This window comes from Sphaerotilus sulfidivorans, assembly GCF_013426975.1.
In the GTDB taxonomy this organism is placed as follows: domain Bacteria; phylum Pseudomonadota; class Gammaproteobacteria; order Burkholderiales; family Burkholderiaceae_C; genus Sphaerotilus; species Sphaerotilus sulfidivorans.
Genome location: NZ_JACCPY010000008.1, coordinates 76,601 through 93,309 on the forward strand (window position 1 = coordinate 76,601; position 16,709 = coordinate 93,309).

The window sequence follows — 16,709 nt, forward strand, 5'->3', positions numbered from 1 at the left end:
GTCTTCTGTGACCGCTGCGCCTCAGCGGCGCTGGCTGCCGGCGCCTCGGGTGAACGGCCGCATCATGCCTTCCCAGATTGGCCTGGTGATCAATGTCGCCGATCCTTATTCGGTCGAGGTCGGGGAACATTACCGCCAGGTTCACCGGCTGGGTGACGATCAGGTGCTGCGGGTCGAACTGCCGGTCGCCTCGCAGCTGTCGGTGGCGGACTTCGAGCGGCTGCGCGCCAGCATCGGCGACTTCTTCGGCGATCGCATCCAGGCTCTGGCTCTGGCCTGGGTGCGGCCCTTTGCGCTCGAGTGCCAGTCCATCACCGCCGCCCTGACCCTCGGGCGCGATGCCCGGCTCTGCACGGCGACCTGCGCGAAGCAGTCGCTCTCGCCCTATTTCAACTCGCGCAGCAGCCTGCCCTGGCGTGACCACGGGCTGAGGCCGTCGATGCTGCTGGCAGCCTCGTCGGTGGCGCAGGCGCGGCGCCTGATCGACCGCGGCCATGCTTCGGTCGGGCGGCTGGCCCTGCGCGGCGGCGTGGTGCCGAGCGTGCATTACATGGTCACCACCGATGCGGCGCGCAATGTGCGTGCATCGCTGTTTCCGCCTGCCGGACCGCTGCGCTCGCTCGGCATCGAAGTGAAGGTGGAGGAGGGCGTGCTGCCTGCGCCCGGCAGCACGGACGTGCTGCTGGTGCAGACCGGCATCGCGCGCTTCCAGGGCGCCGAGAGCCTCGACTGGCTGCCCGGCGCGCTGGCCGACCATCTGACCTCCTTCGGCGGCGTGCTCGATCGCAGCGCCGGGCAGAGCACCGTGCTCGACTGGATCGATGCCGGAGCCACCGCCAGTTATGGTGCTGTCAGCGAACCCTGCAATCATCCGCAGAAGTTCCCGCATCCGCAGATGCTGCTGCTGCACTACCTGCAGGGCAGCTCCGCGATCGAGGCGTACTGGAAAAGCGTGGCCTGGCCACGCCAGGGCGTGTTCGTCGGCGATCCGCTGGCGGCGCCCTATGCCCGGATGCGCCCCTGATCGCCGTCCCGTCACCCCAAAAAAGAAGATCGCAGGAGACAAGAACATGACGACCCGCATGTCGTGCAGCCATGCCGCCTTGCTCCAGCCGGGTGCAGGCCTGTCCATCCCCGTGACAGGAGTGCATCTTTTTGACCACAGTCATGGCGCCGCAACAAAGAAAACCCTGGGTTCGCGATGCGTGCCCGGTGCTACATTGGCGCCCTGACTCTGTAGGTCCTTCCCGTCCCCTTCTCTGGCAACAGCTAAGGCGGGTCGCGATCCGCCAACCGGTCTAGCCGTGTCGCGGAAGGTTGTCCAACCCATCGGAGCTCCGGGTACCGGGGCGCAAGGTGAGCGAAAATATGATGCAGCAATACAGGTCGAACTCGTACCTCTTCGGCGGCAATGCCCCCTACGTCGAAGAAATGTACGAGGCGTACCTCGACAATCCGGGCTCCGTGCCTGACAACTGGCGCGACTATTTCGACGCGCTGCAGCACGTGCCTGCGGTCGACGGCTCCGACAGCCGCGACGTCGCTCATGCGCCGGTGATCGAGTCCTTCGCGCAGCGCGCCAAGGCCAACGCCTTTGCGCACAAGGCCAGCGAGGCCGATCTGGCGGTCGCCCGCAAGCAGGTCCATGTCCAGTCCCTGATCGCCGCCTACCGCTCGCTGGGCTCGCGCTGGGCCGACCTCGATCCGCTCAAGCGCACCGAGCGCCCGAAGATTCCCGAACTCGAGACGGCGTTCTACGACCTGACCGAGTCCGACATGGACATCACCTTCTCGGCCACGAACACGTACTTCACGAAGGCCGACAGCATGACGCTGCGCGAGATCGTGCAGGCGTTGCGCGAGACCTACTGCAGCACGATCGGCGCGGAGATCATGCACATCACCGAGCCGACCGAGAAGCGGTGGTGGCAGGAGCGTCTGGAGTCGATCCGCAGCAAGCCGTCGTTCTCCGCAGAGAAGAAGAAGGCCATCCTGGAGCGCCTGACCGCTGCCGAGGGCCTGGAGCGCTTCCTGCACACCAAGTACGTCGGCCAGAAGCGCTTCTCGCTCGAAGGCGGCGAGAGCTTCATCGCGGCGATGGACGAGCTGGTGCAGAAGGCCGGCGAGAAGGGCGTCCAGGAAATCGTCATCGGCATGGCCCACCGTGGCCGTCTGAACGTGCTGGTCAACACCCTGGGCAAGATGCCCAAGGACCTGTTCGCCGAGTTCGACCACACCGCGCCGGAAGACCTGCCGGCCGGTGACGTCAAGTATCACCAGGGCTTCAGCTCGGACATCTCGACCGCGGGCGGTCCGGTCCACCTGTCGCTGGCCTTCAACCCGTCCCACCTGGAAATCGTCAACCCGGTGGTCGAGGGCTCGGTGCGTGCCCGCCAGGACCGCCGCGGCGACACCGCCGGTGCGCAGGTGCTGCCGGTGCTGGTGCACGGCGACTCGGCCTTCGGTGGCCAGGGCGTCAACCAGGAAACGCTGATGCTGGCCGCCACCCGCGGCTACTCCACCGGCGGCACGGTCCACCTGATCATCAACAACCAGATCGGCTTCACCACCAGCGACCCGCGCGACCTGCGCTCGACGCTGTACTGCACCGACATCGTCAAGATGATCGAGGCGCCGGTGCTGCATGTGAACGGCGACGATCCGGAAGCGGTGGTGCTGGCCACCCAGCTGGCGCTGGAATACCGGATGACCTTCCGCAAGGACATCGTCATCGACATCGTCTGCTTCCGCAAGCTGGGCCACAACGAGCAGGACACGCCGTCGCTGACCCAGCCGCTGATGTACAAGAAGATCGGCGCGCACCCCGGCACCCGCAAGCTCTACGCCGACAAGCTGGCTGCGCAAGGCCTGGGCGCGACGCTGGGTGATGACATGGTCAAGGCCTATCGCGCCGCGATGGATGCCGGCCGCCACACCGTCGACCCGGTGCTGTCGAACTACAAGAGCAAGTACGCGGTCGACTGGTCGCCCTTCCTGGGCAAGAAGTGGACCGACGCGGCCGACACCGCGCTGCCGCTGACCGAGTGGAAGCGCCTGGCCGAGCGCCTGACCACCATTCCGGCCTCGGTCAACATGCACCCGCTGGTCAAGAAGGTCTACGACGACCGCGCCGCGATGGGCCGTGGCGAGATCAACGTCGACTGGGGCATGGGCGAGCACATGGCGTTTGCCTCGCTGGTCGCCGCCGGCTACCCGGTGCGCCTGTCGGGCGAGGACTGCGGTCGCGGCACCTTCACCCACCGTCACGCCGTGGTCCATGACCAGAAGCGCGAGAAGTGGGACGAAGGCACCTACATTCCGCTGCAGCATGTCGCCGACGGCCAGGCCACCTTCACCGTGATCGACTCGATCCTGTCCGAAGAGGCGGTGCTGGGCTTCGAGTACGGCTACGCCTCGGCCGAGCCGAACACGCTGACCATCTGGGAAGCCCAGTTCGGCGACTTCGCCAACGGCGCGCAGGTGGTGATCGACCAGTTCATCGCCTCGGGTGAGGTGAAGTGGGGCCGCGTCAACGGCCTGGTGCTGATGCTGCCGCACGGCTACGAAGGCCAGGGCCCCGAGCACAGCTCGGCCCGCCTGGAGCGCTTCATGCAGCTGGCCGCCGACACCAACATGCAGATCGTGCAGCCGACCTCGGCCAGCCAGATCTTCCATGTGCTGCGCCGCCAGATGGTGCGCAACCTGCGCAAGCCGCTGATCATCTTCACGCCGAAGTCGCTGCTGCGCAACAAGGATGCGACCTCGCCGCTCGCCGACTTCACCAAGGGCGACTTCCGCACCGTGCTGGGCGAGCAGAAGGCCGACCTGGTGGCCGAGAAGGTCAAGCGCGTCATCGTCTGCTCGGGCAAGGTCTACTACGACCTGGTCAAGAAGCGCGACGAGAAGAAGGCCAGCGATGTGGCGATCGTCCGCGTCGAGCAGCTCTATCCCTTCCCGCACCGCGCCTTCGGCAACGAGCTGAAGAAGTATCCGAACGCCACCGACATCGTGTGGTGCCAGGACGAGCCGCAGAACCAGGGCGCCTGGTTCTTCGTGCAGCACTACATCCACGAGAACATGCAGGAAGGCCAGAAGCTCGGCTACGCCGGCCGTCCCGCCTCGGCTTCGCCGGCGGTCGGCTACGCGCACCTGCACCAGGATCAGCAGAAGGCGCTGCTCGACCAGGCCTTCGCCAAGCTCAAGGGCTTTGTGCTGACCAAGTGATCCCTGTCCCGGACGCTTCGCGTGTCCGGCGCCTGCCTGCAGGGCAGGCGCCCGGGACAGGTCGCGGGCGTTGAAACGATCTTCAACAGAATTCCCCACCCATCATGGCCATCGTAGAAGTCAAGGTTCCCCAGCTCTCCGAATCGGTTGCCGAGGCAACCCTGCTGACGTGGAAGAAGAAGCCCGGCGAGGCTGTCGCCATCGACGAGATCCTGATCGAGATCGAGACCGACAAGGTCGTGCTGGAAGTGCCGGCGCCGGCCGCCGGCGTGCTGGCCCAGATCGTCGTGCCTGACGGCGGCACGGTCGTCAGCGACCAGCTCATCGCCAAGGTCGACACCGAAGGCCAGGCCGGTGTGAGCCCCCTGCAGGTGGCTGCTGTGCCGTCGGCCGCCCCGGTGGCCGCCGCCGCGCCGGCCGCCACTGGCGGCTCGAAGGGCGATGTCGCGATGCCGGCCGCCGCCAAGCTGCTGGCCGACAACGGCCTGGCCGTCGGCGATGTCGCCGGCTCCGGCAAGGACGGCCGCGTCACCAAGGGCGATGTGCTGGCCGCCGTCGCCGGTGGCGCCAAGCCGGCGGCCGTGCCGGCCCCGGTCGCCGCACCGGTGCCCGCTGCGGTGGCCAGGCCGCTGCCGGCCGTGGCTGCACCGACCGCGCAGAACCTGGGCGACCGCCCGGAACAGCGCGTGCCGATGAGCCGCCTGCGTGCCCGCATCGCCGAGCGCCTGATCCAGTCGCAGTCGACCAACGCCATCCTGACGACCTTCAACGAGGTCAACATGGCGCCGGTCATGGACATGCGCAAGAAGTTCCAGGACAAGTTCGAGAAGGAGCACGGCATCAAGCTGGGCTTCATGTCCTTCTTCGTCAAGGCGGCGGTCGCGGCGCTGAAGAAGTACCCGGTCCTGAACGCCTCGGTCGACGGCAACGACATCGTCTACCACGGCTACTTCGACATCGGCATCGCGGTGGGCTCGCCGCGCGGCCTGGTGGTGCCGATCATCCGCAACGCCGACCAGATGTCCTTCGCCGACATCGAGAAGAAGATCGCCGAGTTCGGCAAGAAGGCCAAGGACGGCAAGCTGGGTCTGGAAGACCTGTCGGGCGGCACCTTCTCGATCTCCAACGGCGGCACCTTCGGCTCGATGCTGTCGACCCCGATCATCAACCCGCCGCAGTCGGCCATCCTGGGCGTGCACGCCACCAAGGACCGCGCGGTGGTCGAGAACGGCCAGGTCGTGGTGCGTCCGATCAACTACCTGGCGATGTCGTATGACCACCGCATCATCGACGGCCGCGAGGCCGTGCTGGGTCTGGTGACGATGAAGGAAGCGCTGGAAGATCCGGCCCGCCTGCTGTTCGACATCTGATCGACGCGCCCCGCATCTGATCCTCTGACGTGATCTCGGACGCCCCTTCGGGGGCGTTCTGCCAAGCATTCCAGGAAACACCATGTCCAAGCAATTCGATGTCGTCGTGATCGGCGGCGGCCCCGGTGGCTACATCGCGGCGATCCGCGCGGCGCAACTCGGCTTCCAGGTCGCCTGCATCGACGAGTGGAAGAACGACAAGGGCGGCCCGGCCCCGGGCGGTACCTGCACCAACGTCGGCTGCATCCCGTCGAAGGCGCTGCTGCAGTCCAGCGAGCACTTCGAGCAGGCCGCCCACCACTTCGGCGACCACGGCATCACCCTCGACAACCTGAAGATGGATGTCGCGAAGATGGTGGGCCGCAAGAACACCGTCGTGAAGCAGAACAACGACGGCATCCTCTACCTGTTCAAGAAGAACAAGGTCAGCTTCTTCCACGGCCGCGGCTCGTTCGCCAAGGCGGTCGAGGGCGGCTACGAGGTGAACGTCGCCGGCGCCGCCAGCGAGACGCTGGTGGCCAAGAACGTCATCGTCGCCACCGGCTCGAACGCCCGTGCGCTGCCGGGCGCCGCCTTCGACGAAGAGAAGATCCTGTCGAACGACGGCGCGCTGCGCATTGGCGCAGTGCCGGCCAGGCTGGGCGTGATCGGCTCGGGCGTGATCGGCCTGGAAATGGGCTCGGTCTGGCGCCGTCTGGGCGCCGAGGTCACCATTCTCGAAGCCATGCCGTCCTTCCTGGCCGCCGCTGACGAAGGCGTGGCCAAGGAAGCGCTGAAGGCCTTCCAGAAGCAGGGCCTGAAGTTCGAGTTCAGCGCCAAGATCTCCAAGGTCGACGCCTCGGGCGAAGGCGTGGTCATCAGCTATGCCAACGCCAAGGGCGAAGAGCAGACGCTGGCGGTCGACAAGCTGATCGTCTCGATCGGCCGCGTCGCCAACACCATCGGCCTGAACCCGGAAGCCGTCGGCCTGAAGCTGGACGACCGTGGCGCGATCGTCGTCGACGACGAGTGCAAGACCAACCTGCCCGGCGTCTGGGCGGTCGGCGATGTGGTGCGCGGCCCGATGCTGGCGCACAAGGCCGAGGAAGAAGGCGTGGCGGTGGCCGAGCGCATCGCCGGTCAGCACGGCCATGTCAACTTCGCGACCATTCCGTGGGTGATCTACACCAGCCCGGAAATCGCCTGGGTCGGCCGCACTGAGCAGCAGCTCAAGGCCGACGGCGTGGCCTACAAGGCCGGCCAGTTCCCGTTCATGGCCAACGGCCGTGCGCGCGCGCTGGGCGACACCACCGGTTTCGTCAAGTTCCTGGCCGACGCCAAGACCGACGAGATCCTGGGCGTGCACATCGTCGGCCCGTTCGCGTCCGAGCTGATCTCGGAAGCCGTGGTCGCGATGGAGTTCAAGGCCTCGGCCGAGGACATCGCGCGCATCTGCCACGCGCACCCGTCGCTGTCGGAAGCCACCAAGGAAGCCGCGCTGGCCGTGGACAAGCGCACGCTGAACTTCTGAGCATCCGCTCGCGGCCTCGGCAGGCCGTGAGACCCTGAGGGGCGGCGCAGGCCGCCCCTTTGTCCTTGTCGACGTCCCCGAACCCATGAGCACCGTCACCGAGATCTATCACCAGACCCTCGCCGAGCGCGGCTACCAGGCCGATCCGGCCCAGCTGCGCGCCGTGGCGGCGCTGCAGCGCTGCCAGGACGAGTGGATCGCCTACAAGGCCCGGCGCAGCAACGCGATCACCAAGATGCTGGTGCGCCCGGCGCTGCCGCGTGGCGTCTACATGTACGGCGGGGTGGGGCGGGGCAAGAGCTTCCTGATGGACAGCTTCTTCCAGGCGGTGCCGCTGCAGCGCAAGACCCGGCTGCACTTCCACGAGTTCATGCGCGAGGTGCACCGCGAGCTGCAGGAGCTCAAGGGCATCCCGAACCCGCTCGACGAACTGGGCAAGCGCATCGCGCGGCGCTTCCGGCTGATCTGCTTCGACGAGTTCCATGTCGCCGACGTCACCGACGCGATGATCCTGCACCGGCTGCTCGACGCGATGTATGCCAACCGGGTCTCGATCATCACCACATCGAACTTCCATCCCGACGAGCTGTACCCGAACGGCCTGCACCGCGACCGCATCCTGCCGGCGATCGAGCTGCTGAAAGCCAAGCTCGAGGTGATCAACGTCGACAACGGCACCGACTACCGCCGCCGCACGCTGCAGCATGTGCAGCTCTACCACACGCCGCTGGGCGCGCCGGCCGATGCCGAGATGACGAAGGCCTTCGACGGGCTGGCCGAGGTGAAGGACGAGGATCCGGTGCTGCGCATCGAGAACCGCGAGATCCGTGCGCGGCGCAAGGCCGGCGGTGTGGTCTGGTTCGATTTCAGGCAGCTCTGCGGCGGTCCGCGCTCGCAGAACGACTATCTGGAGCTGGCCAGCCAGTTCCACACGCTGCTGCTGTCGGACGTGCCGATGATGCCGCCGAAGCTGGCCTCGGAGGCCCGGCGCTTCACCTGGCTGGTGGATGTGCTCTACGACCGGCGCGTCAAGCTGATCATGTCGGCCGAGGTGCCCGCCGAAGACCTCTACACCGAAGGGCCGCTGTCGCACGAGTTTCCTCGCACGGTGTCGCGGCTCAACGAGATGCAGTCGGAAGAATTCCTGGCGCTGGAGCGGCGCGACGTGGACACGTCGCTGACCTGAGTCTCACTCGATCGGGTCGAGGCGCAGCAGCGCCAGAGACAGGTTGTCGCCACCGCCGCGCGCGCGCTGGCGCGCCTTGCTGATCAGCATCTTGCTGGCATCGCGGGGCTTGAGCGCGTGCACGATGGTGCCCAGCTCGCGCGAGGTGAAGTAGTGCCACAGCCCGTCGCTGCAGACCAGGATCGAGTCGCCGATCTCGAGCTGGTCATGGCGGGCCAGCGTGATCGGCGGATCCTCGTCGGCGCCGAGGCAGCCGGTCAGCAGGTGCGAGTGCGGATGGTCGTTGGCCTCGTCCTCGGTGATCTCGCCTTCCTCGACCAGGCGCTGCACCAGCGAGTGGTCGAAGGTGCGCGACATCATGTTCGAGGCCCGGAACACATAGACCCGCGAGTCGCCCGCATGAATGATGTGGCACTGCCGGTCGGGCAGGATCAGCGCGGCGGCGATCGTGCTGTGCGGCTCCTGCTCGGAGGTGATCGCGGTCAGGCGGATCATCTGGTGCGATTCGAGCACGATGCGCCGCAGCAGCTCGGCGGCCGGCTCGCGGCTGGGCACGAAGCGCTCGAAGAGCTGGCGCGCGATCAGCAGCACCTGGTCGGCCGCCTTGCGGCCGCCGCTCTTGCCGCCCATGCCGTCGGCCAGCACCGCCAGCAGGCAGCCTGCCACGCGGGGGTGGGAGAATATCTCCACCTGATCCTGTTGATAAAGCCGGTCGCCGCGGTCGATGCCTGTTGCCGCTGCGAGCCGATAGCCAGGGGAGTCGGGAGTCATGCCGAAAACTATAATCGTTTCTCGCAATTTTCCCTGTTGATGATGCACGCGGATGGACGATAACCTGCATTCTCCGCAGCGCCGGCTGATCGAATTGCGCATCGAACATGCTGATCTCGACAGCCTGATCGACGGGATCGTGCACCGGGTGCCGATCGACGAGCTGATGCTGCGCCGGCTCAAGAAGCGCCGGCTGGCCCTGCGCGACATGATCGCGCGCCTCGAGCGCATGCTCGATCCCCCCGAGCCCGCCTGAGCGACGGCATGAGCGAATCCTTTCCCGACGATGCCTTCGCGCTGCGCGCCGAGGTCGCGCGAGCCTTTGCCGAGGACGGCGATCTGGCCCGGCTGGATCCACGCTTTCGGCCGCGTCCGGGCCAGACCCGTCTGGCCGATGCGGTGGCGCAGGCGCTGGACTCGCGCGACGTGCTGGTGGCCGAGGCCGGCACCGGCGTCGGCAAGACCTACGCCTACCTGGTGCCGCTGCTGCTGTCGGGCCTGCGCGCGATGGTCAGCACCGCGACCAAGGGTCTGCAGGACCAGCTCTTCCTGCGCGACCTGCCGCGGCTGGCACGCCTGTTCGGCCTGCCGGTGCAGGTGGCGCTGCTCAAGGGGCGTGCGTCCTATCTGTGCCTGCACCGCCTGACGCTGGCGCGCCAGGCGCCCGAGCCGCTCGATGTGTTCGCGCTGCGCCAGCTTGCCCGCATCGAGACCTGGGCTCAGGGCACGCGCAGCGGCGATCTGGCCGAGGTCGAGGGGCTGGACGAGCGCTCGGCGGTCATCCCGCTGGTCAGCTCGACGCGCGACAACTGCCTGGGCGCCGACTGTCCGTCCTGGCGGCAATGCCATGTGGTTCAGGCACGGCGCGAGGCGATGCAGGCCGACATCGTCGTCGTCAACCATCACCTGTTCTTCGCCGACCTGACGCTGCGCGACACCGGCATGGCCGAGCTGCTGCCCAGCGTCGATGCGGTGGTGTTCGACGAGGCGCATCAGCTCAACGAGGCGGGCGTGCAGTTCCTCGGGCGCACGCTGGCGAGCGCGCAGCTGATGGACTTCGGGCGCGACCTGCTGGCGGCCGGGCTGACGCAGGCGCGTGGCTTCGGACCGTGGCAGGAGCTGGCGGCGCGCTGCGAGCTGGCCGCGCGCGAGCTGCGGCTGGCCTGCGCCGGGCCGGGGCGCGCCAGCGTGCGGCTGCGCTGGGAGGAGCGCGCCGGCCAGGCACCCTTCGACGAGGCGCTGGAGCGGGTCGCGCGGGTTGCGACCGAGGCGGCCGAACACCTGGAGGCGGTCGAGGCGGCCGGGCCCGACCTGCAGCGCCTGCTCGAGCGCGCCCGTTCGCTGCTGTCGCGGGCCGAGGCCTTCGGCGCAGAGGCCGAGCCGGGGCGGGTGCGCTGGATCGATGCCGGAGCGCACCAGGCCCGTCTGACCGAGTCGCCGCTGGATGTGCGCGAGACACTGCGCGCGCAGGTCGAATCCGGCCGCAGGGCCTGGATCTTCACCTCGGCCACGCTGGGCGATGAGCCGAGCCTGGCCTGGTTCACCCGCCGCGCCGGGCTGGACGAGGCGCGCACGCTGCAGGTGGTCAGCCCCTTCGACTATGCCGGGCGGGCACGGCTGCTGGTGCCGCGGCCGTTTCCGCGGCCGGCCGAACCGGCGCATCCTGACGAGGTGGCGGCGCTGGCCGGACGCTGCGCGCGTGCGCTGGGCGGGCGCACCTTCGTGCTGACGACGACGCTGCGGGCGCTGCAGCGCATCGGCGAGCGCCTGCGGGTGCTGCTGCAGCCTTGCGGCATCGAGGTGCTGATCCAGGGCGAGGGCCCGAAGCGTGCGCTGCTGGCGCGCTTTCTCGAGCGGCCGCGTGCGGTGCTGGTGGGCTCGCACAGCTTCTGGGAGGGCATCGACGTGCCGGGCGACGCGCTGCAGTGCGTCGTCATCGACAAGCTGCCGTTCCCGCCGCCGGGCGACCCGCTGGCCGAGGCGCGCAGCCGCGCGATCGAGGCCGAGGGCGGCAGCGCCTTCAACGATCTTTTCGTGCCGGAAACCGCGATCGCGCTGAAGCAGGGCGCCGGGCGGCTGATCCGCAGCGAGAGCGATCGCGGCCTGCTGGTGATCTGCGACACCCGGCTGGTGCAGATGGGCTACGGCCGGCGGCTGCTGGCGGCGCTGCCGCCGATGCGGCCGGTGGCCGACGAGGCCGAGGCGCTGGCCTGGCTGGCGCAGCTGGGCGCGCCTTCGGTGCTGGCCTCGCCGCCCCCGGAGCCGGTCTGAGCCCGGGGAGGGCGGTGGCGGCTCACCAGAACCGCAGCAGGCCGCGCGGCTTGTCCTCGTAGCTGCGCTCGAGCCAGGCGCTGCGCGGGAAGTTGGTCTTCAGCACGCGCCGGGCGTCGTCGCGCAGGTCGTTCATGCCGAGCTTGTCGTAGCTGGCGGCCATCAGGAACAGCGCCTCCTCGGCGGCCGGCACACCGCGAAAGTCCTGCAGCGCCTGCTGCGCGCGGTTGGCGGCGGCCAGGTAGGCGCCGCGCATGTAGTAGTAGCGCGCCACATGGACCTCGTGCGAGGCCAGCGAGTTGATGATGTACTTCATCCGCGTGCGGGCGTCGGGCGCGTACTTCGACTCCGGGAAGCGGTCGACCAGGGTCTTGAAGCTCTGGTAGGCGTCGCGCGAGGCCTGCTGGTCGCGCTCGGACAGGTCCTGCTTGGCGACGCCGCCGAACAGGCCGAGGTCGTCGTTGAAGTTGATCAGGCCCTGCAGGTAGTAGGCATAGTCGACCGCCGGGCTGGTCGGGTGCAGCTTCATGAAGCGCTCGACCACCGCCAGCGCGCGGGCCTTTTCCTGCTGCTTGTACAGCAGATGGGCCTGCTCGAGCTGGGCCTGCTGCGACAGCAGCGTGCCGGCGGCACGGCCTTCGAGGCGCTCGTAGAGCTGGACCGCACGGTCGAAGGAGCCGGCGGCGGCTTCCTCTCTGGCCTCTTCGTACAATTTGGAGATGCTCTTGCCGTCGTCGAGGTCCTTCGGACCCGAGGCGCAGCCGCCGAGCAGCAGGGCCGTCACGGTCGCGAAGGCGGCCAGGGCGGGGCGCAGGGCCGGGGTCGGGCGATGCAGGGGCATGATGGCGTGGCCGTTTCCTCTCGGGCCGGCCGGACAATGGATTCAGGACGTGAATTATATGAACGGGGCCGATGGCCCGGACGAGGCCGTGATGGCCGGCGTCGCCGGCGAGGATGCCGGCGAGATCGACAGCTTCGAGACCCGCGTGCTGGAGGTCGCGCAGGAGGCGCACGGGCTGCGGCTCGACAGGTGGCTGGCCGGGGTCGCGTCGGAGTTCTCGCGCAGCCATCTGCAGGGCCTGATCGCGCAGGGGCTGGTGCGCAGCGCCGGCCGGGTGCTGGAGAGCGCCTCGCGCAAGGTCGCTGCCGGCCAGCGCATCGAGGTCGAGCTGCGGCCGACCGCGCAGAGCAGCGCCTTCCGACCCGAGCCGATCGCGCTGTCGGTGCTGCACGAGGACGAGCACATCCTGGTGGTCGACAAGCCGGCCGGCATGGTGGTGCACCCGGCCGCCGGCAACTGGTCGGGCACCTTGCTCAATGCGCTGCTGGCGCGCCATCCGGCTTCGGCGCAGCTGGCGCGTGCGGGCATCGTGCACCGGCTGGACAAGGACACCTCCGGGCTGATGGTGGTGGCGCGCACGCTGCGGGCGCAGAACGAGCTGGTGCGCGCGATCGCCGCGCGCGAGGTGCACCGCGAGTATGTCGCGCTGGTGCACGGCCTGCCGCCCGAGGCGCCCTTCAGCGTCGAGGCGCCGATCGGCCGGGATCCGGTCTCGCGGGTGAAGATGGCGGTGGTGCCCGGCGGCAAGCCGGCGCGCACCGATGTCATGCCGCTGGCCGGCACGGTGGTCGACGGCCGCCGCTATGGTGCGGTGCGCTGTCGGCTGCACACCGGCCGCACCCACCAGATCCGGGTGCATCTGGCCAGCCGCGGCCTGCCGCTGGTCGGCGACACGGTCTATGGCGGCCGGCCCGAGCTGGGCCTGACGCGCCAGGCGCTGCATGCGGTGCAGCTCGGTCTGGTGCACCCGGTCAGCGGGGCCGAGATGGTGTTCGATTCCACGCTGGCGCCGGATCTGCAGCCGGCCTGGAGTCGGGTCGTGCCGCGCTGATGCAGTGATGCATGTGACGATCTCGTGCCGCTCGCGCTAGAATGCGTTCCAGCACGGGCTCGCACCTCCCCAGCGATCTCCCGATGATGCCGCCGCCCGCCTCCGGGCCCGGCTCCCCGACCCGAAGTGAACTGCCCGCCGTGCCGGCGTTTCAGGTACGGCCGCCAAGGTTTTCGACACCACCGATCGATGAATACCCGGGATGCCCGACGCGTCCTCGAGACCGCGCTCATCTGCGCGCAGCAGCCCCTGCCGGTGCGGGAGCTGCGCAGCCTGTTCGACGGACAGCTCGGCGCCGACACGGTGCGCATGCTGCTCGACGAGCTGGCGCGCGACTGCGATGGCCGCGGCATCGAGCTGGTCTGCGTGGCCGGCGGCTGGCGCTACCAGAGCCGGCCCGAGATGCATCGGTACCTGGAGCGCATGCAGCCCGAGCGGCCGCCGCGCTACTCGCGTGCGGTGCTGGAGACGTTGGCGATCATTGCCTACCGGCAGCCGGTCACCCGGGGCGACATCGAGGAGATCCGCGGCGTGACCGTGGGCACGCAGATCATCCGCCAGCTCGAGGAACGCGGCTGGATCGATGTGATCGGTCATCGCGAGGGCCCGGGACGCCCGGCGCTGTACGCGACGACGAAGTCGTTCCTTGATGATCTGGGGCTGAAGTCCCTCGATCAGCTGCCCTCGCTGGAGGCGAACCTGCCGGACAGGCTCGTCGACACCCTGACCGCGAATCCCGACAGCGGGGCGCCGGTCGCCACCCTTTCTTCCGAGGCCTGAGGCCACCATGAACGAGAACCAGGAAAACACTGCCGCCGAGCCGGTCGAGCCGTCGGCCGCCGCCGAGGCCCCGAAGAAGCGCCGCGCTCCGCGCAAGGCAGCCGCCGAGGCGCAGGTCGCCGACGTGGCGGCGGCCGACGCCCCCGCGCCCGCCGCCGAGGAGGCACCGAAGAAGCGCCGCGCTCCGCGCAAGGTGGCTGCCGAGGCGGTCGAGCCGCAGCAGCCGGCCGCTGTGGCCGAGGAGGCGCCGAAGAAGCGCCGCGCCCCGCGCAAGACCGCGGTGGCCGCCGAGGCGCTGCCCGAGGCTTCGGCCGCGCCGTCCGCCGAGCCGGTCGCGCAGGTCGCGCAGGTCGCGCAGGTCGCACCGGCTGCGCCTGCACCGGCGCCTGCCGTCGTGGAAGCTGCCGTGCCGGTCGCGAGCCCGGAGCCGGTGCTCGCCAGCGCCGAGCCGGCCGCCGAGGACGAGGCGGGCGAGGGCGGTGGCCGCCGCGGCCGCAATCGCCGCCGCGGCCGTCGCGGCGAGCGTGACAGCGAGACGAGCGGCGCCGACGCCGCGAGCACCAACGAGGATGGCGAGGCCATCGAGGAGATCGTCGTGGCCCCTGACACCGGCGAACTCGACACCGACGACCTGTTCGCCGAGGTCATCTCCGGCGACTACGACGCCAGCGCCGAGCCGGCCGCCGACGAGCAGGCCGATCTGGGCAAGCGCGTGCTGAGCCCGGATCCGATGGCGCCGAAGCTGCACAAGGTGCTGGCCCAGGCCGGCATCGGCTCGCGCCGCGAGATGGAGCAGCTGATCCAGGACGGCCAGGTCTCGGTCAACGGCGAGCCGGCCCACATCGGCATGCGCATCGAGCAGGGCGACCAGATCCGCATCGCCGGCCGCCCGATCAAGGTGCGCATCGCGCCGGCGCCGGCGCGCGTGCTGGCCTATCACAAGCAGGTCGGCGAGGTGGTGACCCACCATGATCCGGAGGGTCGCCCGACCGTCTTCCGTCACCTGCCGCGTCTGCAGAGCGGCAAGTGGCTGTCGGTGGGCCGCCTCGACATCAACACCGAAGGCCTGCTGCTGTTCACCAATTCCGGCGACTTGGCCAACCAGCTGATGCACCCGCGCTTCGGCGTCGAGCGTGAGTACGCGGTTCGCGTGCTGGGCACGCTCGAGACCGAGCAGCGCGCCAGGCTGCTCGAGGGCGTGGACATCGACGGCCAGAAGGCCGCGTTCCGCTCGATCGAGGACGGCGGCGGCGAGGGTCTCAACCGCTGGTACCGTGTCGTCATCACGGAAGGCCGCAACCGCGAGGTGCGCAAGCTCTTCGACGCGGTCGGCCTGACGGTCAGCCGCCTGATCCGCATCCGCTACGGCACCGTGGTGCTGCCGCGTGGCCTCAAGCGCGGCGTCTGGGTCGAGATCGGCGAATACGACCTGCGCACCATTCGCGCACTGGCCGGCATGGACGGCCTGCGTGCGGGCGGCGATGGCGGCCGGCGTGGTCGCGGCCGCGATGGCGAGCGTGGTGCCGATCGCGCCGACCGTGCAGAGCGCGGCGGCCGGGGCGATCAGCCCCCGCGTGGCAAGGGCAGCCAGCATGGCGGCGACCGGGGTCCGCGCGGTGCGCAGGCCGAGCCGCGTGCCGAGCGCGCTGATCGCGGCGAACGTGCCGAACGCCAGGACCGTCCTGATCGTCAGGACCGTCGCCAGGGCGGTCAGGGCGCCATGGCCCAGGGCCCGCAGGGCAAGAAGCAGCGCCCGCCGCGCGGCGAGGGTGGCGCGCCGCGCGGCGCGTCGGGCCGCGATCGTGCGCCCGAGCAGGACCGCGATCTCGACGGCTACGACGAGCCGCCGATGCACATTCCCAACCCGCTCGAGCAGACCTTCGACCGCCGCTTCGCCTCCGGCTCCAAGCGCATCTCGGCCGGTTTCGGTCGTCCGACCGAGGAGCCGGGGCCGGGCAACGGTGGCCAGGGCGGCAACCGCAAAGGCCAGGGCCAGGGCCAGGGCGGCGGCCAGCGCCAGCCCGATCCGATGCAGACCTCGGTGGGCTACATCGGCGCCGACGCCTATTTCGCCCGTCCGGGTGGCAACAAGGGTCGCGGCGGCCGTCGCCGCTGAGTCCCGTCCGCGTCGCCGACCCGGCTGACCTGCCGGCGACACGCGGCGAGGCTAGAATGCCGGGTTTTTCCCGGCATGCCGGCCTCGTGCGGCGTGATCCGCCGCCGGGTCGGCCGTCCTCTTCAACCGTCCATCTCCATCCCATTCAAGGAGTCAGAACATGGCCATCGAACGCACCCTGTCCATCATCAAGCCCGACGCCGTCGCCAAGAACGTCATCGGCCAGATCTACTCGCGCTTCGAAGGCGCTGGCCTGAAGATCGCCGCGGCCAAGCTGGTCCACCTGTCGCGCGCCGAAGCCGAGCAGTTCTACGCTGTCCACGCCGCCCGCCCGTTCTTCAACGATCTGGTCAGCTTCATGATCTCCGGCCCGGTCATGATCCAGGTCCTGGAAGGCGAAGGCGCGATCCTGAAGAACCGCGAGCTGATGGGCGCCACCGACCCGAAGAAGGCCGCCCCGGGCACCATCCGCGCCGACTTCGCCGACTCGATCGACGCCAACGCCGTGCACGGCTCGGACGCTCCGGAAACCGCTGCCGTCGAAGTGGCGTTCTTCTTCCCCGGCCTGAACGTGTACAACCGCGGCTGA

Annotated in this window: 13 protein-coding genes; 11 read left to right on the forward strand and 2 right to left on the reverse strand. The window is 69.3% G+C overall.

All coding sequences use genetic code 11. From position 1 onward, the window contains the following. Window positions 1-64 precede the first annotated feature (64 nt). From HZU84_RS07495 to zapE, 5 genes are all read left to right on the forward strand, one after another. On the forward strand, window positions 65-1,024 hold the full coding sequence (locus HZU84_RS07495) for a TIGR03790 family protein (RefSeq protein WP_257644547.1): 960 nt from the start codon (window positions 65-67) through the stop codon (window positions 1,022-1,024). A gap of 344 nt (window positions 1,025-1,368) precedes the next feature. Further along, window positions 1,369-4,224, forward strand: coding sequence for a 2-oxoglutarate dehydrogenase E1 component (locus HZU84_RS07500; protein ID WP_149503228.1), 2,856 nt, complete (start codon window positions 1,369-1,371; stop codon window positions 4,222-4,224). A gap of 104 nt (window positions 4,225-4,328) precedes the next feature. Then, window positions 4,329-5,594 carry a 2-oxoglutarate dehydrogenase complex dihydrolipoyllysine-residue succinyltransferase gene (gene odhB / locus HZU84_RS07505; protein ID WP_149503229.1) on the forward strand — a complete coding sequence of 422 codons (1,266 nt, stop codon included), beginning with the start codon at window positions 4,329-4,331 and terminating at the stop codon, window positions 5,592-5,594. A gap of 82 nt (window positions 5,595-5,676) precedes the next feature. After that, window positions 5,677-7,104: a dihydrolipoyl dehydrogenase gene (lpdA, locus tag HZU84_RS07510; RefSeq protein WP_149503230.1), complete on the forward strand. Its 1,428-nt coding sequence runs from the start codon at window positions 5,677-5,679 to the stop codon at window positions 7,102-7,104. An 85-nt stretch (window positions 7,105-7,189) separates the two neighbouring features. Next, a complete protein-coding gene (gene zapE, locus HZU84_RS07515) occupies window positions 7,190-8,290 on the forward strand; it encodes a cell division protein ZapE (protein WP_149503231.1) in 1,101 nt (366 codons plus the stop codon). A 3-nt stretch (window positions 8,291-8,293) separates the two neighbouring features. On the opposite strand, the gene HZU84_RS07520 is transcribed toward zapE, so the two are convergent. Then, window positions 8,294-9,061: a PP2C family protein-serine/threonine phosphatase gene (locus HZU84_RS07520; RefSeq protein WP_149503232.1), complete on the reverse strand. Its 768-nt coding sequence runs from the start codon at window positions 9,059-9,061 to the stop codon at window positions 8,294-8,296. 52 nt (window positions 9,062-9,113) lie between these two features. Here HZU84_RS07520 and HZU84_RS07525 point away from each other — a divergent pair, with 52 nt between their 5' ends. Both HZU84_RS07525 and HZU84_RS07530 read left to right on the forward strand, forming a co-directional pair. Then, window positions 9,114-9,317 (forward strand): YdcH family protein, encoded by a 204-nt coding sequence (locus tag HZU84_RS07525; protein ID WP_149503233.1) that lies wholly within the window; start codon window positions 9,114-9,116, stop codon window positions 9,315-9,317. An 8-nt stretch (window positions 9,318-9,325) separates the two neighbouring features. Further along, entirely contained in the window at window positions 9,326-11,332 is a 2,007-nt protein-coding gene (locus tag HZU84_RS07530; protein ID WP_149503234.1) for a DNA repair helicase YoaA, read from the forward strand. Between the two features lie 22 nt (window positions 11,333-11,354). On the opposite strand, the gene HZU84_RS07535 is transcribed toward HZU84_RS07530, so the two are convergent. Beyond that, entirely contained in the window at window positions 11,355-12,173 is an 819-nt protein-coding gene (locus HZU84_RS07535; protein WP_149503235.1) for an outer membrane protein assembly factor BamD, read from the reverse strand. A 58-nt stretch (window positions 12,174-12,231) separates the two neighbouring features. Between HZU84_RS07535 and HZU84_RS07540 the strand changes: the two genes are divergently transcribed. From HZU84_RS07540 to ndk, 4 genes are all read left to right on the forward strand, one after another. Next, window positions 12,232-13,224: an RluA family pseudouridine synthase gene (locus HZU84_RS07540; protein WP_244954456.1), complete on the forward strand. Its 993-nt coding sequence runs from the start codon at window positions 12,232-12,234 to the stop codon at window positions 13,222-13,224. A 189-nt stretch (window positions 13,225-13,413) separates the two neighbouring features. Next, window positions 13,414-14,004, forward strand: coding sequence for an SMC-Scp complex subunit ScpB (gene scpB, locus HZU84_RS07545; RefSeq protein WP_149503236.1), 591 nt, complete (start codon window positions 13,414-13,416; stop codon window positions 14,002-14,004). Between the two features lie 7 nt (window positions 14,005-14,011). Beyond that, window positions 14,012-16,120, forward strand: a complete 2,109-nt coding sequence (locus tag HZU84_RS07550) for a pseudouridine synthase (RefSeq protein ID WP_149503237.1) — start codon at window positions 14,012-14,014, stop codon at window positions 16,118-16,120. Window positions 16,121-16,280: 160 nt separating this feature from the next. Beyond that, window positions 16,281-16,709, forward strand: a complete 429-nt coding sequence (ndk, locus tag HZU84_RS07555) for a nucleoside-diphosphate kinase (RefSeq protein ID WP_149503238.1) — start codon at window positions 16,281-16,283, stop codon at window positions 16,707-16,709.